20 protein-coding genes are annotated in these 23670 nt (G+C 65.5%); 4 read left to right on the top strand and 16 right to left on the bottom strand.

Annotated elements, in window-relative coordinates:
• Positions 1-51: 51 nt before the first annotated feature.
• Positions 52-885 carry an aldo/keto reductase gene (locus tag E3T41_RS15320; protein ID WP_092448899.1) on the bottom strand — a complete coding sequence of 278 codons (834 nt, stop codon included), beginning with the start codon at positions 883-885 and terminating at the stop codon, positions 52-54.
• Positions 886-1018: 133 nt separating this feature from the next.
• Here E3T41_RS15320 and hrpA point away from each other — a divergent pair, with 133 nt between their 5' ends.
• Positions 1019-5092 (top strand): ATP-dependent RNA helicase HrpA, encoded by a 4074-nt coding sequence (hrpA, locus tag E3T41_RS18260; RefSeq protein ID WP_198416438.1) that lies wholly within the window; start codon positions 1019-1021, stop codon positions 5090-5092.
• 79 nt (positions 5093-5171) lie between these two features.
• On the opposite strand, the gene E3T41_RS15305 is transcribed toward hrpA, so the two are convergent.
• From E3T41_RS15305 to E3T41_RS15295, 3 genes are read right to left on the bottom strand one after another with little or no spacing between them, the layout of a single operon-like run.
• Positions 5172-5924 (bottom strand): amino acid ABC transporter ATP-binding protein, encoded by a 753-nt coding sequence (locus E3T41_RS15305; protein WP_134479379.1) that lies wholly within the window; start codon positions 5922-5924, stop codon positions 5172-5174.
• A gap of 38 nt (positions 5925-5962) precedes the next feature.
• Positions 5963-6991 (bottom strand): amino acid ABC transporter permease, encoded by a 1029-nt coding sequence (locus E3T41_RS15300; protein ID WP_134479286.1) that lies wholly within the window; start codon positions 6989-6991, stop codon positions 5963-5965.
• A 19-nt stretch (positions 6992-7010) separates the two neighbouring features.
• Positions 7011-7904 (bottom strand): ABC transporter substrate-binding protein, encoded by an 894-nt coding sequence (locus tag E3T41_RS15295; protein ID WP_134479285.1) that lies wholly within the window; start codon positions 7902-7904, stop codon positions 7011-7013.
• Between the two features lie 160 nt (positions 7905-8064).
• Between E3T41_RS15295 and E3T41_RS15290 the strand changes: the two genes are divergently transcribed.
• Positions 8065-8577 (top strand): GNAT family N-acetyltransferase, encoded by a 513-nt coding sequence (locus E3T41_RS15290; protein ID WP_370257845.1) that lies wholly within the window; start codon positions 8065-8067, stop codon positions 8575-8577.
• A gap of 159 nt (positions 8578-8736) precedes the next feature.
• On the opposite strand, the gene E3T41_RS18255 is transcribed toward E3T41_RS15290, so the two are convergent.
• The 6 genes from E3T41_RS18255 to E3T41_RS15260 form a co-directional block, all read right to left on the bottom strand.
• Positions 8737-9006, bottom strand: a complete 270-nt coding sequence (locus tag E3T41_RS18255) for a pyridoxal-phosphate dependent enzyme (RefSeq protein ID WP_198416436.1) — start codon at positions 9004-9006, stop codon at positions 8737-8739.
• A gap of 116 nt (positions 9007-9122) precedes the next feature.
• A complete protein-coding gene (locus E3T41_RS15280) occupies positions 9123-10163 on the bottom strand; it encodes an iron-siderophore ABC transporter substrate-binding protein (RefSeq protein WP_092448905.1) in 1041 nt (346 codons plus the stop codon).
• A gap of 36 nt (positions 10164-10199) precedes the next feature.
• On the bottom strand, positions 10200-11099 hold the full coding sequence (locus E3T41_RS15275; RefSeq protein ID WP_134479283.1) for an ABC transporter ATP-binding protein: 900 nt from the start codon (positions 11097-11099) through the stop codon (positions 10200-10202).
• Positions 11099-12160, bottom strand: a complete 1062-nt coding sequence (locus E3T41_RS15270) for an iron chelate uptake ABC transporter family permease subunit (RefSeq protein WP_134479377.1) — start codon at positions 12158-12160, stop codon at positions 11099-11101. Before E3T41_RS15270 ends, E3T41_RS15275 begins: the two co-directional genes overlap by 1 nt.
• The gene (locus E3T41_RS15265; protein ID WP_134479282.1) at positions 12160-13212 is read right to left on the bottom strand and encodes an iron ABC transporter permease; all 1053 of its coding nucleotides are present in this window, start codon (positions 13210-13212) and stop codon (positions 12160-12162) included. The genes E3T41_RS15270 and E3T41_RS15265 overlap by 1 nt, the downstream gene beginning before the upstream one ends.
• Positions 13209-14177 carry a siderophore-interacting protein gene (locus tag E3T41_RS15260; RefSeq protein WP_092448909.1) on the bottom strand — a complete coding sequence of 323 codons (969 nt, stop codon included), beginning with the start codon at positions 14175-14177 and terminating at the stop codon, positions 13209-13211. Before E3T41_RS15260 ends, E3T41_RS15265 begins: the two co-directional genes overlap by 4 nt.
• Positions 14178-14280: 103 nt before the next feature.
• On the opposite strand from E3T41_RS15260, the gene E3T41_RS15255 reads away from it, so the two are divergent.
• Positions 14281-15489, top strand: a complete 1209-nt coding sequence (locus E3T41_RS15255) for an MFS transporter (protein WP_092448910.1) — start codon at positions 14281-14283, stop codon at positions 15487-15489.
• A gap of 9 nt (positions 15490-15498) precedes the next feature.
• The gene (locus tag E3T41_RS15250; RefSeq protein WP_104133312.1) at positions 15499-16314 is read left to right on the top strand and encodes an aldo/keto reductase; all 816 of its coding nucleotides are present in this window, start codon (positions 15499-15501) and stop codon (positions 16312-16314) included.
• Positions 16315-16337: 23 nt separating this feature from the next.
• Here E3T41_RS15250 and E3T41_RS15245 read toward each other — a convergent pair whose 3' ends face one another.
• The 6 genes from E3T41_RS15245 to E3T41_RS15220 all read right to left on the bottom strand — a co-directional run bounded on the left by E3T41_RS15245 (position 16338) and on the right by E3T41_RS15220 (position 23650).
• Positions 16338-17324, bottom strand: a complete 987-nt coding sequence (locus tag E3T41_RS15245) for an aldo/keto reductase (protein WP_092448912.1) — start codon at positions 17322-17324, stop codon at positions 16338-16340.
• Between the two features lie 457 nt (positions 17325-17781).
• Positions 17782-19086 carry a thymidine phosphorylase gene (locus E3T41_RS15240; RefSeq protein ID WP_092448913.1) on the bottom strand — a complete coding sequence of 435 codons (1305 nt, stop codon included), beginning with the start codon at positions 19084-19086 and terminating at the stop codon, positions 17782-17784.
• A gap of 67 nt (positions 19087-19153) precedes the next feature.
• Complete coding sequence (locus tag E3T41_RS15235; protein ID WP_092448981.1) at positions 19154-19567, bottom strand: cytidine deaminase; 414 nt, start codon at positions 19565-19567, stop codon at positions 19154-19156.
• A gap of 5 nt (positions 19568-19572) precedes the next feature.
• On the bottom strand, positions 19573-20865 hold the full coding sequence (locus tag E3T41_RS15230; protein ID WP_092448914.1) for an ABC transporter permease: 1293 nt from the start codon (positions 20863-20865) through the stop codon (positions 19573-19575).
• A complete protein-coding gene (locus E3T41_RS15225; RefSeq protein WP_233195452.1) occupies positions 20862-22133 on the bottom strand; it encodes an ABC transporter permease in 1272 nt (423 codons plus the stop codon). The genes E3T41_RS15230 and E3T41_RS15225 overlap by 4 nt, the downstream gene beginning before the upstream one ends.
• On the bottom strand, positions 22130-23650 hold the full coding sequence (locus E3T41_RS15220; RefSeq protein WP_092448915.1) for an ABC transporter ATP-binding protein: 1521 nt from the start codon (positions 23648-23650) through the stop codon (positions 22130-22132). Before E3T41_RS15220 ends, E3T41_RS15225 begins: the two co-directional genes overlap by 4 nt.
• Positions 23651-23670: the final 20 nt, after the last annotated feature.

The raw sequence follows: 23670 nt of genomic DNA, 5'->3' as shown, positions 1-23670 counted from the left end.
CGTTAAGGTGAGCCGAGTCGCGGGCCAACCCGCCGCGCTCCCGCGACCTGGCTAGTTCACCTCGTTGGGGTGAGCCGAGACTCGGCCGGCGCGCTCGAGCGCGGAGATCATGGTCACCTCGGTGTGGGTCAGTTCGAAGTCGAACACGTCGAAGTTCTCCGTCATGCGCGTGAGGCGGTTCGACTTGGGGAACAGAATGTTGCCGATCTGCAGGTGCCAGCGAATGACGACCTGCGCTGGCGACTTGCCGTGCGCGTCGGCAGCATCCGCTATCACCTGCTCGTCGAACAGGGGATACTTGCCCTGGCCGAGCGGGCCCCAGGCCTCAATGTTGATGCCGTTTTCGCGAGCGAAAGCGATGACCTCCGGCTGCTGATGTGCCGGGTGCAGCTCGATCTGGTTGACGGCGGGCACGATGCTGGTCTCGTGCAGCAGCCGGTCGAGGTGCGGCACCAGAAAGTTGGACACGCCGATGGAACGGGAACGGCCCGACTCCTGAATCTTTTCGAGGGCCTTCCAGCTCTCGACAAACTTGTCGTTGGCCGGAGCCGGCCAGTGAATGAGGTACAGGTCGACGTAGTCGAGGCCGAGCTTCTCGAGGCTCTCCTCGAAAGCGTCAAAGGCTGATTGGGCGCCCTGACGGTCGTTCCACAATTTGGTTGTGATGAACAGCTCGGAACGGTCGATGGCCGAAGCGGCGAGTGCCTTGCCCACACCCTCCTCGTTACCGTAGATGGCAGCGGTGTCGATGTGGCGGTACCCGACCGACAGCGCGTCGGCCACAATGCGGGTGGTTTCGTCGGGCTCGACCTTGAACACGCCGAAACCGAGCTGAGGAATCGTGTGGCCGTCGTTGAGGGTGATGGTGGGAACAGATTTCGTCATCGCCCCAGCCTATAAGCCGGGGTCCTCGACACTCTCTCCCAACCCCCAATGTTCACTGACCGCGAAAGCGCCCGCGCTGGCCAGCACGGGCACTTTCACGTCGCGGGTGGGGGCGAAGTAATATTGAGACTTCATGGAAACGCTCAATATCACCTTCCCGCCCGAACTGCCGGTCAGCCAGCGCCGGGAGGACATCGCCCGCGCGATTCGCGACAACCAGGTCGTGATCGTCGCCGGATCGACCGGGTCGGGCAAGACCACCCAGCTGCCCAAGATCTGCCTCGAGCTCGGCCGCAAGAACATCGGCCACACCCAGCCGCGCCGGCTCGCCGCGCGCACCATTGCCGAGCGCATTGCCGAGGAGCTCGGCCAGGAGGTCGGGCAGCTCGTCGGCTACCAGGTGCGGTTCACCGACAAGGTCGGCGCGGATACCCGCATTAAGTTGATGACCGACGGCATCCTCTTGAATGAAATTCACCGCGACCGGATGCTGCGCAAGTACGACACGATCATCATCGACGAGGCGCATGAGCGCAGCCTCAATATTGACTTTCTGCTCGGGTATTTGCGGCAGTTGCTGCCCAAGCGACCCGATCTCAAACTCATCATCACCTCGGCGACGATCGACCCGGCCAGTTTCGCGAAGCATTTCGCGGCCGCCGACGGTACCCCGGCGCCCGTCGTCGAGGTGTCAGGGCGCACCTTCCCGGTGGAGATTCGCTACCGCCCGCTCGTGGCCGAGCCCGGCATCGACGACGATGACGACACGACGGATGCCGCTCCCCCGGTTGACCGCGACTACATCGAGGGCATCACCACGGCTCTCGACGAGCTCGAGCGGGAGTCGAATGGTGACGTGCTGGTCTTCCTTTCCGGCGAGACCGAGATTCGCGACGCCGCCGACGCGCTGCAGGGCAAGTACGCCTCCTCTGCCAGCCGCAATCCCACCGAGGTGCTGCCGCTGTACGGCCGGTTGTCGTCGGCGGACCAGCACCGGGTGTTCCAGCCGTCGACCGTGGCCGGGGTCAAACGACGCATCGTGCTCGCGACCAACGTGGCCGAGACCAGTCTGACGGTGCCGGGCATCCGTTATGTGATCGACGCCGGAACGGCGCGGATCAGCCGCTACAGCGTGCGGTCCAAGGTGCAGCGGTTGCCGATCGAAGCGATCTCGCAGGCCTCTGGCAACCAGCGCAGCGGCCGCAGCGGCCGCACCAGCGACGGTATTGCGATTCGGTTATATTCCGAAGAAGACTATATGCGCCGCCCGGAATATACCGAGCCGGAGATTCTGCGCACGAACCTCGCCGCGGTCATTCTGCAGATGATCTCGCTCGGCCTCGGCGATATTGCCTCGTTCCCGTTTCTCACCCCGCCGGACAGCCGCAATATCAAGGACGGCCTCGACCTGCTCGCCGAACTAGGCGCCATCGAGGCGGAGGGTACCGGTCGCACCAAGAGCGGTCGCCGCCCGGTTGAAACGGATGCCGCCCACGCCACCGGCCCGGCCACCCCGCGCCTGACCCGCATCGGCCAGCAGCTCGCGCAGCTGCCGATCGATCCGCGCTTTGGCCGCATGGTGATCGAGTCGAAAACGCAGGGAACCAGTAGGGAAGTCATGGCGATCGTCGCCGGGCTGACCATTCAGGATCCGCGGGAGCGCCCACTCGAACGGCGCGCGCAAGCCGACCAGTTTCACGCTCGGTTCGCCGACCCGACGAGCGACTTTCTCAGCCTGCTCAACCTTTGGAACTACCTCGAGAAGCAACAGTCCGAACTCGGCTCGAGCGCCTTCCGTCGACTGTGCAAGAACGAGTACCTGAACTACCTGCGGGTGCGCGAATGGCAAGACGTCTTGCGCCAGTTGCGCCAGCTCGCCAAGCCGCTCGGCCTGCACCTCGGTGAACCGAGCGCCAACCCCGACGGCGTGCACAGGTCGCTGCTGGCCGGACTGCTCTCGCACATCGGGCTGAAGGACGTCGCCAAGAAGGACTATGTCGGCGCCAGACAGCAGCGCTTCGTGCTGTTTCCCGGCTCAACCCTGGCCAAGAAGCAGCCGAACGCGGTGATGAGCGCCGAACTGGTCGAAACCAGCCGGTTGTTCGCCCGCATGAACGCGGTCGTCGACCCGGCCTGGGCCGAACCGCTCGCCGGCAACCTGTGCAAACGCAGCTACTCCGAACCGCACTGGGAGATGAAGCAGGGCGCCGCCGTCGTCTACGAACGGGTCACCCTGTACGGCGTACCGATCGTGGCCCGCCGCCGGGTGCAGTTCTCCCGGATCGACCCGGCGTATGCCCGCGAGCTGTTCATTCGGCACGCGCTGGTCGAGGGCGAGTGGGACCGCGCGTCTGGACCGCAGTCTGCTTCCGCCGAGAAGGAAGCGGATCGTGGCTCCCGCGGACCATCCCGCAACGAACGCGTCAGCATCTCAACCGACGGCGGCGACGCCAGTGGTGGGCGCGGCGCTGGCCGCGCACCCGCCGTCGGCTCGAGCGCCAGCCGCGGCGGACGTCCCGGCCAGACGGGCGACCCCGGCATGTGGGCGTTCGAACGGGCCAATGCTCGGCTGCGGGAGGAACTGGCCGAGCTGGAGGAGCGCACCCGGCGCCGGGACATCCTCGTTGAGGATGAAGCGGTGTTCGACTTCTATCAGCGTCGCATTCCGGCCGACGTGTCGTCGACCAAGAGCTTCGAGGGCTGGTGGCGCACTGCCCGGTTCGACACCCCCGACCTCCTGACCATGACCGCCGACGCGCTCGTCGCCGAGGACTCCCCCGAGATCGACGAGGGGCTCTTTCCGCCGAGCTGGCAGCAGGGTGACCAGCGTCTGACCCTCGGCTACCGCTTCGAACCCGGCGAAGAAGACGACGGCGTGACCGTACGCATTCCGCTCGCGCTGCTCGCCCGCCTCTCGCCGAACGGTTTCGACTGGCAGGTGCCCGGCCTCCGCGCCGAGCTCGTGACCGCCATGATCAAGTCGCTGCCGAAAAGCATCCGGCGCAATGTCGTGCCCGCCGCCGACTGGGCAGCTCGGCTGCTCGGCGAGCTGCCGAGCGAGCCCGGAATCGTGGAGGCGCTGCCGACGCCGGTGCCGCAAGGCTCGTTCGCCGAGACGCTCGCCGCGCTGATTCAGAAGCTCACCTATGTGCCGGTTTCCGCGCGCGACTTCGAGCTGGGCCGGGTTCCGTCGCACCTGCGCATGACCTTCGTCGTCACCGACGAACGTGGGCGCACGGTCGCCGCCGACAAGGACCTCGCCGACCTGCAACGGCGGCTCGGTACCCGCGTTCGGGAGAGCGTCGCGAAGGCGACGAGCGCCGCGGCTCCCAGCAACGCGATCGAGCGCGGCGGCATCACCACCTGGGACCTCGGCGAGCTCCCGCGCTTTCTCGACACGAAGCAGGGTGACAACACGATTCGCGGGTATCCGACGCTGGTCGATGATGGGGCATCCGTTTCTATTCGCATGATGAGCACCGAGTTGGAGCAGGCGCGCGCGCTGCCCCGCGGGGTGCGCCGGCTGCTGCTGCTGGCGACGCCGTCGCCGGCCGCGTATGTGCAGCAACATCTGACCGCCGCCGAGAAGCTTTCGCTCGCGACCAGCCCGTATAAGAGCACGCAAGCCCTGTTCGAGGATTGCCTCGCCGCCGCGGTCGACGACGTGCTGTTTCGGGTGCGGCCCGACGGGCAGGTGTTCATGAAGGCCGAGTTCGACACCATCCGCGACCGGGTGTCGGGAGTCGTGATGGACTCCATGTTCGAAACGGTCGGCCTGGTCGCCCGCATTTTGACCGCTCATCGACTGGCCGACAAGGCGCTCAAGGCCACGACCAGCATGGCCTTGCTGCCCGGAATCAGCGATGCCCGCCAACAGCTGACGGCCCTGGTCTACCCGGGATTCGTCAGCGAGACCGGTCTGGCCCAGCTGCGGCACCTGCCGCGCTACCTCAGCGGAATCAGCGCCCGGGTGCCGAAACTGGTCGACAACCCCAGTCGCGACCGGGTCTGGATGAACGAGACCCAGGCCGCGACCACGCGGTTCGAGAACGCCGGCGGCTCGATGCCGCTCAAAGCGGATGCCGCGGCGCCGGTCCTGCGCGCCCGCTGGATGATCGAGGAGCTGCGCATCAGCCTGTTCGCGCAGGAACTCAAGGCCGCAGAATCCGTGTCGCTGCAGCGCATCCAAAAGGTGCTCGCCGGGTAGTTTGCCGCTACGGCCGTATTCTGCTGCCCAGGCCCACCTTACGAAACCGGGCCCGGGCCCGGAAAGGAGAGAGCGGGGGCTAGAGGACCTTGGAAAGGAAGGCCTGGGTGCGATGGTGCTGGGGGTTGGCGAGCACCTCGGTGGGGATACCGCTCTCGACGACGACTCCGCCGTCCATGAAGACAAGCGAGTCGGCGACCTCGCGGGCGAAGCCCATCTCGTGGGTGACCACGATCATGGTCATGCCATCGCGGGCCAGGCCCTGCATGACGTCAAGCACCTCACCGACGAGCTCGGGGTCGAGCGCGCTGGTCGGCTCGTCGAACAGCATGAGCTTGGGTTCCATCGCGAGGGCGCGGGCGATCGCGACCCGCTGCTGCTGGCCGCCGGAGAGGTGCGCAGGGTAGTAGTCGGCGCGGTTGGCGAGGCCTACCCGGGCCAGCAGTGCACGCGCGCTGGACTCCACGGCCGCTTTGGAGAGACCCTTGACCCGAATCGGTGCTTCCATCACGTTCTGCAGCGCCGTCATGTGCGGAAACAGGTTGAAGCGCTGAAAAACCATGCCGATGTTTCGGCGCTGCATGGCAGCGGCTTTCGGGTGCATCTCGAAGAGCTTTCCCTTGCTCTCCGTATACCCGATGAGTTCACCATCGACACTCAGTCGACCCGCCGACACCACCTCGAGGTGGTTGATGCAGCGCAGGAACGTTGACTTGCCCGACCCACTGGGTCCGACAAGGCACATCACCTCTCCACGCTTCACCTCGAGGGAAATGCTCTTGAGCACCTCGTTTGAGCCGAAGCTCTTGGAGACGGCCTCGGCGAGCACCATGGGAACGTCTGCGGTAGCGCGTGGCCCTGCCGTGGCAGTCATCGGGTGTCTCCGTTGTTCGTGGTGGGCGGGTTCTGGCCCGTCGGCGGCTGAACGACCGTGGGCTGGCCACCACCGATCACCGGCAGTACACCGGTCAGGGCACCGGTGGCGTCGTCTGCTTTGCGATCGGGACGTCGGTCGCCGATGCCGCGCGCAAAACGCTTCTCGAGAAAGTACTGGCCAACCATCAAAATGGAGGTGAAGAACAGGTACCAGATCGAGGCCACAATGAGGAGAGGAACCGGGTTGAAGATCGCGGCCGAAATGTCCCGAGACCGAGTGTAAAGCTCAAGAGTAAAAGGAATTGCCGTCACAAGCGAGGTCGTCTTGAGCATCGAAATGACTTCGTTGCCGGCAGGGGGAATGATCACGCGCATCGACTGCGGAATGATGACGCGCATCATCGTCTGTGCCCAGCTCATGCCCAGCGCGGTGGCTGCCTCCTCCTGACCGCCGTCCACCGACAGCAATCCGGCGCGCACGATCTCCGCCATATACGCGGCCTCATTCAGTGCCAGCCCAATCACGGCGAGCATGAACGCACTGACCGCCACTTTGGTGGGGAATGACGCCCAGGGCTCGGTGAACGGAAGGCCGATGTCGATCGTCTGGTAGATGGTTGCCACCAGGCCCCAGAATGCCAGTTGCACATAAACCGGAGTACCGCGAAAGATCCAGAGGTACACCCAGGCGATGCTGCTCACAACCGGGTTGGGAGACAGCCGCATTACGGCGAGCGTCACGCCGAGAATGATCGCGATAACCATGCTGTAAATCGTGAGTTGCAGGGTGACGAACGCGGCCTGCGAGATGCGCTGGTCGAAGAGAAACTTGCCGACGGACGGCCAGTCGTAGGCGGGGCGCTGTGCGGCATCGAGCACAAAGAGTGCCAGAACGAGCAGCAACACGACGGCGAAAACATTCCGCCACGGGTGACGAAGGCGAATCGCCTTGATTGCGGGAGAGCGGTCAGAGCCGTTGGGCGGGATTGACCCCGCCCAACGGTTCACAACTGTTTCGGCCATGATGTTGCTCGCTTACGCTCTAGCCGTTGGAAGCGGCGTTGATGGTGATCGTGTCGATGCCTCCGTCGGTGACACCCCACTTGTCGAGGATCTTGCCGTATGAACCGTCGTCAACCATGGACTGCAGCGCAGCCTGCACGGCCTTGGTGAGTTCGGAATCCTTGTTCACGACGATTCCGTAGGGGGCGACGTCAAAGCTCTCGCCAGCGGCCTCAAGCTTGCCCTCCGTCTTCGAGATGGCGTACAGGGCCACCGGGGAGTCGGCGCTGAGCGCATCCGCTTTGCCGAGCACGACGGCGTTGGTCGCTTCGTCCTGCGAGGTATAGGGCAAGACCTCGATGGCGGGCTTGCCGGCCGCGGCGCAGGCCGCGTTCTTGGCGGGAAGTTCGTCGGTGTCCTGAACCGTGTTGGACTGCACGGCCACGGTGAGGCCACACGCATCGTTGGGGTCGATCGTGCTGCCGGTCTTGGCGGCCCAGAGAATTCCGGCGTTGAAGTAGTTGACGAAGTCGACCTGCTTCTCACGCTCCAGGTTGTCGGTGAACGACGACTCGCCGATGTCGACGGTGCCACCGGTAATGCTCGGAATGATGTTGTCGAAGTCGGCGATTTGATACTTGGTCTTCAGGCCAAGCTTGGCGGCGATGCCGTTGGAGAGTTCGATTCCCCAGCCGATGGGTGCGCCGGCATCGTCCTTGAACTCGTTCGGCGGGTAGGCCGCGTCGGTGCCGATAATAAGCTCGCCGGAGCTTTTGATCTCGGCGGGGAGCAGCGCGACGGCTGCGGCATCCACTTCGATGGTGGCAGCGGCGTCGGTGGGGGTATCGGCGGCTGGGGTCGAGTTGTCGACACAGCCGGTGAGCAGCAGAACGGCTGCCGCAGCGAAAGCCGGAACGATGTAGCGTGCGCGCATGGCACTTCCTTCTTCATTTGGTCGAAAATGCGTGGATTCTACGGTGAATCCACACGCGAGTAAGACCTAACGAGCCTAGTGCAACCGCAGCCGACTGTTTTCGAGCCCCTGGCATTCAAGCGATTTTGACCAGTGGATGCTGCGGATCTATCGTCAAAAGGTGCCCAACTTGAGACCGAACATCCTGTACACCTCACCGACCGACCCGCTCGCGGCAACGCTGGTGGCCGAACTCTCGCGGGAGTATGACGAGCGCTACGGCCTGAACAACGGGATTCCCGCGTCGGTCGAGCTCAGCCGGTATCCGGCCCGGCGCTTTCAGCCGATCGATGGCGGCACCTTTTTGCTGCTCGTCGAGAACAGAAAAGCGATTGCCGGCGGCGCGTTCATGCGGGGCGAGAATGATTCCGTCGAGGTGAAGAGAGTCTGGACGCACTCCGCGCATCGCCGCCGTGGCCTGGCCCGCCAGGTGATGGCCGAGCTGGAGGCCGAGGCGGGGCGGCGGCGCATCCGTTCTATTGTGCTGACCACGGGAGCACGACAACCCGAGGCCGTGGCGCTGTACCTCTCGCTCGGGTATGAGCCGCAGTTCGACCTTGACGACGATTGGGAATCGATCGGGTATTTGGAGTTTCGCAAGCAGCTCGCCGTGGTCGACGAGCAGTTCAGCTAATACATGCTGAATACGGAATATGTGTACGAGGCAGCCGATTCGGCGGCTTCGAGCAGCTGCACGGTCTGGTCGACGACCTCGGTGAAGGGCAGGTTGTGCGCCAAGAGTGTGCACAGCGGGCACCAGCCCGGTGGTTGACCGGCCAGCCGGGCCCTGCAGCTATGCGGCGTGCAGCGCCTCGATAGCGAGAATCTCAAGCAAGAGCGCGACGACCCGGTCGGCCGCATTCGAGAGCCGGTCCTTGGCCGAACCACCGGGGTTGCTTCCTTCGAGCTTGACCAGCACTCGGGCCGGCAGCCCGGCGGCGAGCACCCGCAACTCAACCAACGGGGTATTACCCACAAGGCCAGCGACGCTCGCGAGCACGTCTTCGCGCAGCGGTTCTTCCGCCGACGGTATCGGTGCCGCGAGGTGCGCGGTACTGCTCACCTCTCCATGGTAAATCTCCCGGCGCACACTGACCCCAGGGGTGCGACTGTTGCCGGCACGCCGAAAACGGATGCCGCGGCGCCTGCTGGTTTACGCTGCATCCGTTCTGAGAAAAGTTACTGAATTGCGGCGGAGAGCAGGGCGACGTAGTCGTCGAGTCCCCAGCTCAGCGAGAGTCCGGTGGGCGGAGAAACGGACGAGATGAAGGCCGCGCCGACCGGGCTTGCGACAGTGCCGGCCTGCACCTGCGGCATGGCCTGGGCGTAGCTCGCGTTCAGGAACGCGTCGGACTCTTCCTGGGTGGAGCCGAAGTTGACCAGCAGGTCGCTGTCGAGCTGGTCGAGCTGCTCGTAGCTGAGCGTGTAGTAGAAGCTCGCCTCGTCGGTCGCGAGGTCGTCGACGGCGGGAGCGCTGACGAAGCCGAGGTCGAGGGTGAAGTCGACGCGCGGGTCTTCCTTCTTATAGATGTAGAAAGTTCCGGCGCTGTCGCTGGTGAGGGCGATGGTCTTGCCGGCGAATTCGGGGTGCGCGGCGGCCTGATCGGCGATTTCGGTGTCGATCGATGCGAGCAATTTGTCGGCCTCGTCGGTCTTGCCGAGCGCGGTTCCGGTGATTTCGATCAGTTCGCGCCACGGGGTGGCCCAGGCGTCGCCCGGGTAGGCGACGACCGGGGCGATCTCGCTGAGCAGGTCGTATTCCTGCTCGGTGATGCCGGAGTACGCGGCGAGAATCACGTCCGGCGCGGACGCGGCGATGTCTTCGTAGGGCGGCTCCTGGGTGTCGGGCAGAATGACGGGCATCTCTTCGCCTTCGAGCGCCTCGTTGATCCACGGCAGCACGCCGTTTTCATCGCCGGCGTAGCTTTGGAACGGCATCGCCACCGGAGTCACGCCGAGCGCGATCGCGTCGTCGGCGCTGCCCCAGCCCCAGGTCACGACGCGGGTCGGCTGCTCGTCGATCGTGGTTTCGCCGAAGGCGTGCTCGATGGTGACGGGAAAGCTGCCGGATGCCGCGGTGTCCGCGGCAGGGTCGGTCGCGTCATCCGCGGCGGCCGTGCAACCGCTCAGGGTCAGAGCGAGAATGCTGGCGGCGGCAGCCAATGTGACGGTGAGGCGTCGGGACACGAAAATCTCCAGTTCGTCGGGCGCGGGCGACATTCTCGCCCTGCGTGATAAGGGTAGCCTACCCTAAATTCAAACGCTTTCGATTTGTCGGGATTCGGGCGCAGCCTCTGGGACCGCTGTCGGAGGGGCAGCAGGCGAAGCGCTGGGGACAGCGCTGTCCGACCCTGAAGCCGGCGCCCGGCCGTGGAACCGACCGATCGGTACGACCATGGGCGAGCCGCAGACCGGGTCGGGTCTGATGAGCGCCTCAAGGTCGAAGGCCTCGCGCACGATCTCGGCCGTGAGCGTCTCGGCCGGCGCGCCATTGGCGACGATGCGTCCAGCCCGCATAACGACAAGGTGATCGGCATAACGGGCGGCCAGGTTGAGGTCGTGCAGCACCATCACAACGGTCGTGCCGCGCTCACGATTGCGTTCGAGCAGTAGGTCGAGCACCTCGATCTGGTGGGTGACATCGAGAAAGGTGGTCGGTTCGTCGAGCAGCAGAATCTCGGGATCCTGCGCAAGCGCCATGGCAATCCAGACGCGTTGGCGCTGGCCGCCGGAGAGGTCCTCAAGGCGGCGGGAGGCGAGCTGGTCGGTGTTGGTGGCGGCCATTGCCGCGGCGACGGTCTCTCCGTCGGTGCTTGACCACTGCCGAAACCAGCCCTGGTGCGGGTAGCGTCCACGCCCGACGAGGTCGGCCACGGTGATGCCGTCCGGGGCGACCGGCTGCTGGGGCAGCAGGCCCACGACGGTCGCGACCTTCTTGCCGGGGAGCGCGGCGATGTTGCGACCATTCAGGGTGACCTGGCCGGCATCCGGCTTCAGCAGCCTGGCGAGGCCCTTGAGTAGTGTGGATTTGCCGGACGCGTTGGCCCCGACGATGACGGTGATCGCGCCGGGAATCACCTCGAGGTCGACGTCGTCGATGATGCGGGTCTGGTCGTAGCCGAGGCTGACGCCCTCGGCGCGCAGGAGCTGGGTCATCAGGCGCCCTTTCCGGTTTTATTGCTGGTGGCGAGCAGCCAGAGCAGGTAGGGGGCGCCGATCGCGCCCGTGATGATTCCGGCCGGCAGTTCAAGCTGCCCCGGCAGCAGGTGTTGGGCGGCGAAGTCGGCGACCGTGGTGATCAGCGCTCCGATCAAGGCGGCCGAAATTAAGACGAGCCCCCCGGAGCCAACGATGCGACGGGCGATCGGCGCCGCGACGAACGCCACAAAGACGAGCGGGCCGACCGCCGCTGTCGCCGTCGCGGCGAGGGCGACCGCGATCACGAGCAGCACGAGTCGGGTGCGTTCGGCGCCAACGCCGAGGCTCGTCGCAAGATCGTCACCAAGCTGCAGGGCGCGCAGGCGGCCACTCAGCAGCCGAATGATGGGCAGCAGCACGAGCAGCACCACGGCGACGACCGAAATATCCTGCCAGCGGGCACCGCTCACACTGCCGACCAGCCAGAGCAGGGCGCCCTGCGCGTCATTCAGGTCGGCGCGGGAGAGCAGATAACCGAGCAGCCCTTGCACCATGAACGCGACCCCGACACCGATCAGTACAAAGCGGTAGCCGACGACTCCGCCGCGCCAGGCCAGCAGATAGATAGCGCAGGCGACGATAATGGCCCCGGCAAACGCCGCGAGCGAGGTCGCGACGGCACCGAAGCCGAGAATGAGCATGCCGAACACTGCCGCGGCGCTCGCTCCCCCGGTCACTCCGATAATGTCGGGGCTCGCGAGCGGGTTGCGCAGCACGGTCTGGAACAGTGCGCCCGAGATTGCGAACGCCACGCCGACGAGCACGGCGAGGGTCAGCCGCGGCAGACGCAGCGACAGCACGATGAAGTTCTCGCTCTGCGTTCCCTGCCCGGTGAGCGTGCGCAGCAGGTCGGGCACGCTGAGCGAATACGCTCCGATCGCGAGGCTGAAGGCACCGACGATGACGAGGGCACCGAGCAGCCCGAGCACGATCCGGCGCTCGCGTCTGCGGAGCTGCGCGCGCGTGTGGGCCAGCGGTGCGGCATCCGCTTTTAAACCGAATGCTGTCGTCCCGGCCATCACAGGCCGGCCAGTTTCACTCGGCGCACGAGCGCAATGAGTACCGGCGCGCCGAGGAAGGCGACGACGAGGCCGGCCTCGATTTCGCCGGGCTGGGCGATGATGCGGCCGAGCACATCCGCCGCGACGAGCAGGGTGGGGCCCAACAACGCGGAAAACGCAATAATGAGGCGGTAGTCCGGGCCGGTGATCCAGCGTGCCACGTGCGGCACAGCGAGTCCGACGAACACAATCGGGCCGGCCATCGCGGTCGCCGAGCCGCACAGCAGCACGATCGCGACGGCGCAGACGATGCGAGCGGTGACCAGATTTTGGCCGAGACCACGGGCGAGATCGTCCCCGAGGGCGAGGGCATTGAGCATACGTGCGGCCACGATGGCGAGAATCGCGCCGACCAGAATGAACGGGGCCAGCGGCAGGGCAGCGTCGAGGCCACGCGCGACGAGGGAGCCAGCCGCCCAGAACCGGTAGCGGTCGAAGGCCTCCGAGTCGGCCAGCAGCACGATGGTAATGAGCGAGGTGAACGCCGCCGTCAGCGCGGTTCCGGCGAGGGCCAGCTTGACCGGGGTGGCGCCTTCACGGCCGAGCGAGCCGATTAGATAGACGATCGTCGCGGCCACCGCGGCGCCGGTAAAGGCGAACCAGACGTAGCCGAGCGCGGTGGTGACACCGAACCAGCCGATGCCGGCGACGACGAACAGGGAGGCGCCGGCGTTGACGCCGAGCAGACCCGGGTCGGCGAGCGGGTTGCGAGTGACACCCTGCATGAGGGCCCCGGCCAGGCCGAGGGCCAGGCCGGCGAGCAGTCCGACGACGGTGCGCGGCACGCGCAGGTCCAGGATGACGGTGCGGTCAGTCAGCGCAGTGTCGGTCAGGGTTCGATCGGGGTCGATCAGGGCATCGAGCACGGTGCCGAGGGCGATCTCCCGGGTGCCGACGACGAGCGACGCGGCGATGGTCAGAACGAGCAGCGCGAGCGCGAGGGCGAAGCCGATGACGACGCGGCGCGGCCGGGTTCGGGTTCGCTCCGGCCGTGCCAGAACCAGAGTCACTGAGCTTCGGACCGGCCGAGCCGCCAGTAGCCCATGAAGGCCACGCGCTTTCGGTCGATGCCGGTTTCACTCACCAGAAAACGGCGCAGCAGCTTGATCATGCAGGATTCACCCGCGAGCCAGGCGTAGAAACCGGTGCCGGTTTCATCGTTGGGCGATTCCCAGAGCAGGTCGCAGTCCACGTCGATGTCCGCCCAGGGCTGCGGGGTGGCGGCGACCGCCGTCTTGACGAGCGAACGATTGTTCGCCACCCAGCCGCGCACCGCGGCGTCGAGTCGCTCACCGTGCGGGGCGGTGTCGCGAGCCAGCCAGGTGATTTCGCAACCGGAGGGGAGGTCGAGGGGTGGGGCATCCGCTTCGGTGGGCACTTCGACGAAGGCGCGCGCGCGGCGGCCGGCCGGGAGACTCTCGAGGATGCTGCAGATGGCTGGAGCTGCGGTTTCGTCGCCGGCCAGCAGCAATTCGGTCGCCTGCGCCGGGTGCCAGTCGAGGCCGATGGCGCGGCCCGGGCTACGCTCGTCGGGCCCGATGATGAGCACGTCACTGCCGACCGACGCCGTGTACAGCCAGCGCGCAGCCGGGCCGAGCGAGCCGTGACCGTTGTGGGTGACGAAATCCACGTCGATTTCACGCAGTTCGGGGCGCACAGCGCGAACCGTGTAGGTGCGAAACGGGTTGCGATCGGCGTCCGGCAGCGCGCGCCAGCGGGCGTACCAGCTTCCGTCGGCGATGGTGGACTCGTCGTTTGCACCAATGTCGGACAGGCCACGGCCGAGCAGCGGCAACACGATCTTGACCCTCTGGTCGAGCCCGGCGGTACTGAAGGTGTCAAACTGCTCACCGAAGAAGGTCACCCGAGTGAAATGCTTACTCAGGGAACGGATGCCCACTACCGTGGCCCGATAGGGTCGATAGGCCGGACGATCCAGGACCGCAGTCGCACTCTCGTTCGGTAAGGTAAGCATTGCCTTAGTATGGCATGCCTTAGCTGGGGTTTGTCCAGCACCGCAATTTTCGCGGTCAGCTGCCCGCCCCGGTTTTCAATCGGCCCCGCCGTAGACTGAAATCGTGAAAAGCTACTGGACCCTTCTGCGCACGCCCGGCGTATCCCGCCTTATCGCTGCGCAGTTGACGGCCCGTTTTCCCTTCGGAATGCTCTCCCTCGCTTTTCTCATTCACATTGAGCGGATCTTTGATTCCTACGGCGCGGCCGGACTGGTTCTCGGTGCCATGAGCATCGGTCAGGCCATCGCCGGGCCGCTCACCAGCCGACTGATGGGCCGACTCGGTATGCGCCCGGTGATTATCGCCACCATGTTCATCTGCGCGGTGTCGATCATCGTGATGGCGCTGATTTCGCTGTCGGTGCTGAACCTCATGCTGATCGGATTCGTCGCCGGCCTGTCCACCCCGCCGATTCAACCGGCCGTGCGCACGATTTACCCCAAAATCGTCAACTCCCGCCAGCTCACCCCGCTCTTCTCGCTGGATGCCTCGGCGCAGGAGATCATCTGGGTGCTCGGCCCGGTGATCGCTACCTTCGTGGCGCTGCAGGTATCGACGACCGCGGGCATCCTGCTCGCCGCATTTTTCCTGGTCGCCGGCGGAATCTGGTTCGTCGCCCTGCCCGAGGTAGGCCGGGTGCGCATCCCGCGCAGCCGCCGCAAGCTCGGCGTTGTGCTCAAAAAACCCGAGGTGCTGCTCAGCACGGTCGTTGGTTTCACGCTCGTTGCCGCCTGCGCCGCGGTCGAAGCCGGTGTGGTTGCGGTGTTCGGCCACGGCAGCGCCGACGCCGGCTGGGTGCTCGGCATCTTCGCGATCGGTTCGCTCATCGGCGGCCTGGCACTCGGACACGCTCCGATCGGCCCTTGGGCCCTCGCCGCCCGCATGCTCATCGTCACCATCGGGTTAATTCTGGCCAGCCTGTGGCTCACCTTTTGGTGGCTCTCCCTCGCGCTGCTCCTGGCCGGGGTCGGCATCGCGCCCGCCTTCGCTGTTCTTTTCGGCATCGTCTCGGCGAGCGTGAAATTCAGCGACACCGCCGAAGCCTATGGCTGGGTCGGTACCGGCCAGCTGATCGGCGCAGCCATGGGCTCCGCCATCGCCGGGTTCTCGATCGACCATTCCGGCCCGGTGTCGGCGATCTACGTCGCCGCCGGTTTCGCGGGCCTCGGCTGCATCATCCCAGCGCTCGGCCGCCGCTGGCACCCGGACCTGCGCGGGCGCGATATCAGCCCCATTCCCGACACCGAGCCCATCCAGGTGCAGGTCTCGTAACATTGAGGGATGACTTCCCTCAGGTTCAATGACGGCCACGTGATTCCGCAGCTCGGTCTCGGGGTGTACAAGGTAGCGGATGCCATCGCCGCCGACACCGTGCAGGTCGCGCTCGAGGCCGGGTACCGTCACGTCGACACCGCAGCACTCTATGAGAACGAGGTCGGCGTCGGGCAGGGGCTCGCGCGTTCCGGGGTGCCCCGGGAGGACGTGTTCGTCACGACCAAGGTGTGGAATGACCGCCACGGCTACGACGAAACGATGAAGGCCTTCGACGAGAGCCTGGCCAAGCTGGGCCTGGACTACGTCGATCTGTACCTGATCCACTGGCCGGCACCGCAGCAGAACCGCTACGTCGAAACCTATCGCGCCCTCGAAGCCCTGCGCGCCGACGGCCGGGCCCGCTCGATCGGGGTCTCGAATTTTCACCCGCACCACCTCGACCGACTCCTGGCCGAAACCGACGTCGTGCCGGTGCTCAACCAGGTGGAGTTGCACCCGTGGCTGCCGCAAACGGAGGTTCGCGCTTATGACGCGGCCCACGGCATCCGTACCGAAGCGTGGTCGCCTCTGGCCCGCGGGCGCGCAATCGGCAACCCGATCCTCGATGCGATCGGCGCCCGGCACGGCAAATCAGCCGCGCAGATCGTGATCGCCTGGCACCTCGCGCTCGGCAACATCGTCATTCCCAAGTCGGTCACCCCGGCGCGCATTCGCGCCAATATCGACGTGTTCGACATTGTGCTCGAGCCGGACGATCTTGCGCAGATTGCGGCGCTCGAAAGCGGCGAGCGCACCGGCACGGACCCCGACGACCTCGACTGAACTAGAGGTGATCGGCCGACGTATTACCAGCGCGGGTGAATCTGCTCCCGCAGGAGCCGGTCATAGATGTCCTGAACGCCCTCGTTGAAGGCGATGTCGAGCGGTTCGGCTACGCCAGCGGTCGCGTTTCCCTGCGCCTGGGCGACCGAGCGGGCTCCCGGAATGACGGCGCTCACCCCGTCGATCTGGGCTACCCAGGCCAGGGCGGCCTGGGCTGGCGTGAGGCCGACGGGGGCCAGGGCTGCGAACTCCGTGGCGGCCTGCAGGCCCACCTCGAAGTCGACGCCGGAGAAGGTCTCCCCGACGTCGAAGTGGCTGCCGTCCCGGTTGAAGTTGCGGTGGTCGCTCTCGGCGAAGACCGTGTCGGCGGTGTATTTGCCGGTCAGCAGCCCGCTGGCCAGCGGAACCCGGGCGATGATGCCCACCCCGGCGGCGCGTGCGGCCGGCAGCACCTCGTCGAGCGGTTTGAGGCGAAAAGCGTTCAGGATGATCTGCACCGTGGCGATGCCGGGGTGGCTGATAGCGGCGAGGGCCTGGTCGCAGGTCTCGACGCTCACCCCGTAATTGGCGATGACGCCCTCGTCGACGAGGGTGTCGAGCGCGTCGTAGACCTCGCCGGAGTCGAACACCGCGCTCGGCGGGCAGTGCAGCTGCACCAGGTCGAGGGTGTCCATGCCGAGGTTGACCCTGGACCGATCGGTCCACTCACGAAAGTTAGCGAGAACGAAGTTCTCCGGCACCTGTTGCGCGCGACGACCCATCTTCGTGGCGACCGTGATCTCTACGCCCGGGGCATCATTCGCGAGAAAATTCCCGATCAGTCGCTCGCTGCGGCCGTCACCGTAGACATCCGCTGTGTCAAAAAAGGTGATGCCGGCATCAGCGGATGCAGCCAGCACGCCGGTCGCGTCGGCGTCAGAAACGGCGCCCCAGTCGGCGCCCAGCTGCCAGGTGCCCAGGCCGATCACGGAAACGGTGCGGCCGGTACGTCCAAGGGTGCGTTTTTGCATATCCCTAGCTTAGGCACCCGCCGCACATCGCTGCCGCACCATTTGGCCGTAGCGACGCAATGTGACGCGGTCACACGCGGTGCGCCACGACAATGCGAACCCTACGGGCGCCACCCCCTGGACCGCAGCGCCGCATGAACTGGCACCACGCCGAGATCGGCTCGAGCACCGGCAGCCCCGCCACGCTGCTCAATCCCGGAGGATTCGCCGCGCGGTGTCCGCTGACCCCGGCTGTTTGCAGAGTCCGATCCGCGTCAACCAACTGAGGTGCCACCTTCTGCCCCATCGACCTCACCTCCCCACGCGAGGTGCCACCTTTAGCCCCATAAACGCTCGTCAAGGGGCTCGTCGAGGGGCCAATAGTGGCACCTCACAAAATACCAAGGGGCCAAAGATGGCACCACACACCCTGAGACTCGTGTGGCGAGCCCCCCCCATATGTGTCGAGCGGACGCTGCTAGCGACTCCCGATCCGCTCCGCGATTAGCGAACCGCCATCCTGCACGGGCTCCCCCACGTCGCCGATGCGCCAGGCACCCTCAACGGCCTCGAGCGCACGGGCGAACCGGGCGGGCTCGTCGGCGCTCAGCGTGAACAGCGGCTGGCCCTTCACCACGGTGTCGCCGGGCTTGGCGTGCAGGTCGATTCCGGCGGCATGCTGCACCGGATCCTGCTTACGGGCGCGCCCGGCACCGAGTCGCCAGGCACCGATACCAAAAGGCAGCGCCTGCTGTTCCACCAGCACGCCGCTCCGCTCGGCGAGCACAACGTGAGTCTCGCGCGCGACCGGCAACGCGGCATCCGGGTCGCCACCCTGCGCGCGAATCACGGCCCGCCATTTGTCCATGGCTCGGCCATCCTTCAGAGCCGCGCCCACATCGACACCGGTGATTCCGGCGAGCGAGAGCATCTCCTCGGCCAGCGCCACGGTGAGTTCAACCACGTCGGCGGGCCCGCCGCCGGCGAGCACCTCCACCGATTCGCGCACCTCGTTGGCATTGCCGATGGCAAACCCAAGCGGAACGTTCATATTGGTCAGCATTGCGGATGTCGCCACCCCGGCATCCTCGCCCAGCTCGACCATCGTGCGGGCCAATTCCCGCGACCGCTCGATGTCCTGGAGAAAGGCGCCCGAGCCGAACTTAACGTCGAGTACGAGGGCCTGAGTACCCTCGGCGATCTTCTTCGACATGATCGACGATGCGATCAGCGGGATCGCCTCGACCGTTCCGGTGATGTCACGCAGGGCGTAGAGCTTGCCGTCGGCCGGCGCCAGGCCGCTGCCGGCCGCGCAGACCACGCCGCCGAGCTCCTGCAGCTGCTGAAGCATTTCGGCGTTGCTCAGGTTGGCGCGCCAGCCCGGAATCGACTCGAGCTTGTCGAGCGTTCCGCCCGTGTGACCGAGGCCACGGCCGGACAGCTGCGGCACGGCCGCGCCGAAGACGGCGACGAGCGGCATCAGGGGCAGCGTGATCTTGTCACCGACGCCTCCGGTGGAGTGCTTATCGGTGGTCGGCTTGCCGAGGCCGTCGAAGCTCATCCGCTCACCGCTCGCGAGCATTGCCATGGTCAGAGCCCGAATCTCGCTGCGGCTCATGCCGTTCAGAAAGATCGCCATGGTCATGGCGGCCATCTGCTCGTCGCCGACGTAGCCACGGGTGTACGCGTCGATCAGCCAGTCAATTTGCGGTGTGGTCAGCTCGCCGCGGTCGCGCTTGGTGTGAATTAGGTCGACGGCGTCAAACGCTTCGATGGTGCTCATGGTGCACTCCTTCAGAGCTGATTACACAATGGAAAATCCTCACGACCGGGCTGAACGAGCCCAACGGCTACGACGAAGCTGCGCTGGCGCGATAGTCGGCGAGTTGGCGCGGCCCGAAGGCATCCGGCAGCACCTCGTCGATGGTTTTGACGCCGGAGACCGTTTCGAGCAGCATGCCCGGCGCGGAGTGTTCGTAGAGCAACTGGCGGCAGCGGCCGCACGGCATGAGGATGCCGCCATTTCCGTCGACACAGGTGAACGCGACGAGCTGGCCGCCACCACTGAGGTGCAGCGCGGAGACCAGGCCGCACTCCGCGCAGAGGGTGAGGCCGTAGGAGGCATTCTCCACGTTGCATCCGCTGATCACTCGCCCGTCATCGACGAGCGCCGCGACGCCGACCGGAAACTTCGAGTACGGCACATAAGCTGTGGCCATAGCGGCGAGGGCTTGCGCGCGCAGCAGCGGCCAGTCGATGCTCACATCACTCACTTGATGTACGGCTTTCCGTCAGCGGCGGGTGCCCTTGAGCGGCCGACGAACCCGGCAACGGCGAAGATCGTCACGACGTAGGGCAGCATGAGCATGAATTCGCTCGGTACCGGCGAGCCGATGATGCCCAGTACGTTCTGCAGGTTCGTCGCGAATCCGAACAGAAGCGCTGCGAGGGTCGCCTTGATCGGATGCCACTGGCCGAAGATCACCGCGGCGAGGGCGATGAAGCCCATGCCGTTGGTCATCTCCTTGTTGAACGCACCGACCGCGCCGAGGGTGAAGTACGCCCCGCCGAAGCCCGAGATGACACCGCCGAGGGTGACGGCAATGAAGCGAGTGCGGTTGACGTTGATGCCAACCGTATCGGCGGCCTGTGGATGTTCACCCACGGCGCGCACGCGCAGGCCCCACTTGGTGCGAAACAGGGCAAAGAACACGAGCGCGACCGCAACGTACATGGCGTAGACGATGATGGTCTGGCGAAACAGCACCGGGCCAATGATGGGGATTTCGCTGAGCAACGGAATGTTCAGCCGGGGAAAGACGTCCGGTGAGTTGAGGGTGGCGCTGGGTGCGAGCACCTGCGAGTACAAAAAGCTGGTGAGCCCGATCACGAGAACGTTGAGCACGACACCGACGATGACCTGGTCGACGAGGTACTTGAGCGCGAACCCGGCCAGCACCATGGAGACGAGCGCCCCAGCCACCATCGCCGCAAGCAGGCCGAGGTAGGGGTTCCCCGTGGCGGATGCGACGACCGCGGAGCTGAAGGCTCCGGCCAGGAGCTGCGCCTCGATGGCCACATTGACGACGCCGGCGCGTTCGGACAGCACCCCGCCGAGGGCACCGAAGATGAGTGGGGCGCTCAGGGTGACCGTTCCAATCAGCAGTCCGGGCACCGGAATGGTCGAACCCGATGCCGCCCAGGCCAGAAAGCCCACCAGGAATAGCAACGCGAACAGGATGGTCAAAACGATCGGGATCTTGGTGTGACGATAGACCAGCCAGGCCGACGCCACAGCCATGAGCACGAGCGCGATGGCCACGAACACTCCGGTAGCCAAGGTTGGCAGGGCCACCTCTGGCAATTGGATCAGGTCGCGCGCTTCCGAGAGGCGGAACGTGCTCAGCTCACCGCGCTGGCCGCGTCCGAGGAACACGAACAGGATCAGCGACAGCGCGGCAAATCCGCCGAAGGTGATCGGAATCTTCCAGCTGCGAATCTGCGCCGTCAGCTTCACGATCGGGGCCGAAGCCGGAGTGGGGGTCTGTGTGATCGTGCTCATTTCGCCACCACCTCGTTGGTCTTGCGAATCCTGGGTTTCTTGGTGGTGCCCGGTGTCGGAAGGTGGAACATGGCACGCACCAGCGGCGGCGCGGCGATGAACAGCACGATCAGCGCCTGCACGACGACGACGATGTCGATTGGCACACCCTCAGCCGCCTGCATGGCGAACCCGCCGGCCTTGAACGCACCAAAGAGAATGCCGGCGGCGAAGATACCCCAGGGCTTTGAACGACCGAGCAGGGCGACGGTGATGGCGTCGAAGCCGATGCCGGCGTCGATTCCGGAACTGAAGCCCGTGGTCAGGGTCCCCAGCACCTGGTTGACGCCGGCCAGGCCGACGAGCGCTCCCGAGATGGCCATGGCGTAGAAGTAGACGTTCTTCACGTTGATGCCGGCGACCCTGGCTGCGCCGGGGTTCTGCCCGACGGCACGAAACTGAAACCCGAGGTTTGAGCGGCTGAGTAGCCACCAGACGAAGATGGTGGCCGCGATGACGGTGAGAAAACCGGCGTGCAGGTTGTAGCGCGGCCCGAACAGATCGGGGAACACCGCGGTCGCTGCCATGGCCGGTGTCTTCGGGTTGTTACTGCCAGGCGCCTGCAGCGCACCGGGGGTGCGCAGCAGGAACTGAATCAGGTACAGCGCGACGAAGTTGAGCATGATCGTGACGATCACCTCGTGGGCACCGGTACGAGCCTTGAGCAAGCCCACGATGCCGCCCCAGATAGCCCCACCAAGCAGGCCGGCCAGAACGGCGACGATCAAGTGGATACCGGCTGGCAGCTCAACCGCGAAAGCGACCCAGCCAGCGGCCCCAGCGGCGATGAGCATCTGCCCACGACCACCGATGTTAAACATGCCCACGCGAAAAGCGAGCCCCACACCGAGCCCGGCCGCGATCAGCGGCGTCGCAAAGGTGAGTGTCTCGGTCAGCGGGCGAATCGCGGTGAGAAAGCTGCTCGCCCGGAAGTTGTAGATTGCCCCCTGGAACAGCGCGGAATAGGCGCCCGCGACGGAGTCCCAGACAGCCTGCAGCAGGTCGGTCGGTCGGGAGAAGAAATATCCGGCCGTCTCCTGCACGCGTTCGTTGGTGAACGCGATCAGAATCGCCCCAACCACGAGAGCGACGAGGACGGCCAGTACAGAGATCATGGCGCTGCCGCCGGTGATGTCGCGCAGGGTTTGGTTCCAGCGCTCGGACCCATCCTTCCTTCCCTCGCCGGACCCGGGAGCGACCGGAGCCGCCGGTACGGTGGCGTCGCTCACAGCGCGCCCTCCATCTCCGGAGCGTGCTCGCCGGCCATCATGAGGCCGAGCGTGGCGCGGGGGGTGTTGCCTGGCACGATTCCAACGATCTCTCCTCGATACATCACCGCGATGCGGTCTGCGAGAGCGACGACCTCGTCGAGCTCGGTGGATACCACGATGACCGGAATTCCGGAGTCGCGAGTTTCGATAATGCGGGTGTGCACGAATTCGATCGAACCCACGTCAAGACCGCGGGTCGGCTGGGCCGCAACGAACAAACGCAGATCACGGCTCAGTTCACGAGCGAGCACGACCTTCTGCTGGTTACCACCCGAGAGCCGTCCGGCCTCCATATCGCTGCCCTGCGATCGAATGTCGAACTCCGCAATTTTCTCGGCGGCGAACCTCGCTCGAAACCCCAGCTGCAGGTTGCCCGCCTTCACGAACGGCGCTCCGGAGCTGCGGTCGAGCATGAGATTCTCGGCGATGCTGAAGTCGGCGATGAGGCCGTCTTCGGTGCGGTCTTCGGGCACGAAACCGACTCCGGAATCGAGGATGTGCCGCACGCTGTAGCCGCGCAACGGCTTGCCGTCGAGTTGGATCGACCCGGTGACGTGCTGCTGTAGTCCAAGCAGCGCTTCGGTGAGTTCGGTTTGGCCGTTGCCTTGGACGCCGGCGATGGCAAGTACTTCACCAGCCTGGACGTCGAAGCTCACGTTGTTGACGACGATCTGGTTGCGGGCATCGATCACCGAGAGGTTTTTCACCGACAGGGCGGTTCCACGCAACTCTGGCGCGTTCTTGTGTACGGTCAACTCGACAGCGCGCCCGACCATGAGCGAGGCCAACTCCGCGTTAGTCGCGGCCGGCGACGCCTCACCGACGACGGTTCCCAAGCGGATGACCGTGATACGGTCCGCGACGGCGCGCACCTCCCGCAGTTTGTGCGTGATGAACACGATCGAGGTGCCAGACTCGGCGAGCTGGCGCATGATGGTCATGAGCTCATCGGTCTCCTGCGGGGTGAGCACCGCCGTCGGTTCGTCGAACACCAGCACCTTGGCGTCCTGGGACAGTGCCTTGATGATCTCGACGCGCTGCTGCACGCCGACCGGCAGGTCTTCAATGACGGCATCCGGGTCGATGTCGAAGCCGAACCGGTCAGAGATCTCCCGCACCTTGGCTCGGGCCGCACTGAGGTCGAGGCGGCCGCCGAAGGTGGTCTGTTCGTGGCCGAGAACGACATTCTCAGCAACGGTGAACACCGGAACGAGCATGAAATGCTGGTGCACCATACCGATCCCGGCTTTCATGGCGTCGCCCGGACCGGCGAATTTCTGCACCACGTTATCGAGCAGGACCTCGCCCTCTTCGGCGACGTACAGGCCATACAGCACGTTCATGAGCGTGGACTTACCAGCGCCGTTCTCGCCCAGGAGGGCATGAATTTCACCCGACTCGACGACGAGCGAAATGTTGTTGTTGGCGACCAGCGCACCAAAGCGCTTTGTGATGCCTCGAAGTTCGAGCTTCATTGATCCTGAATTCCTGGGTC

Origin of the sequence: Cryobacterium sp. Hh38 (assembly GCF_004403235.1) — a bacterium.
Taxonomy (GTDB): Bacteria; Actinomycetota; Actinomycetes; order Actinomycetales; family Microbacteriaceae; genus Cryobacterium; species Cryobacterium levicorallinum.
This window is presented reverse-complemented; position numbering and strand designations above follow the sequence as displayed.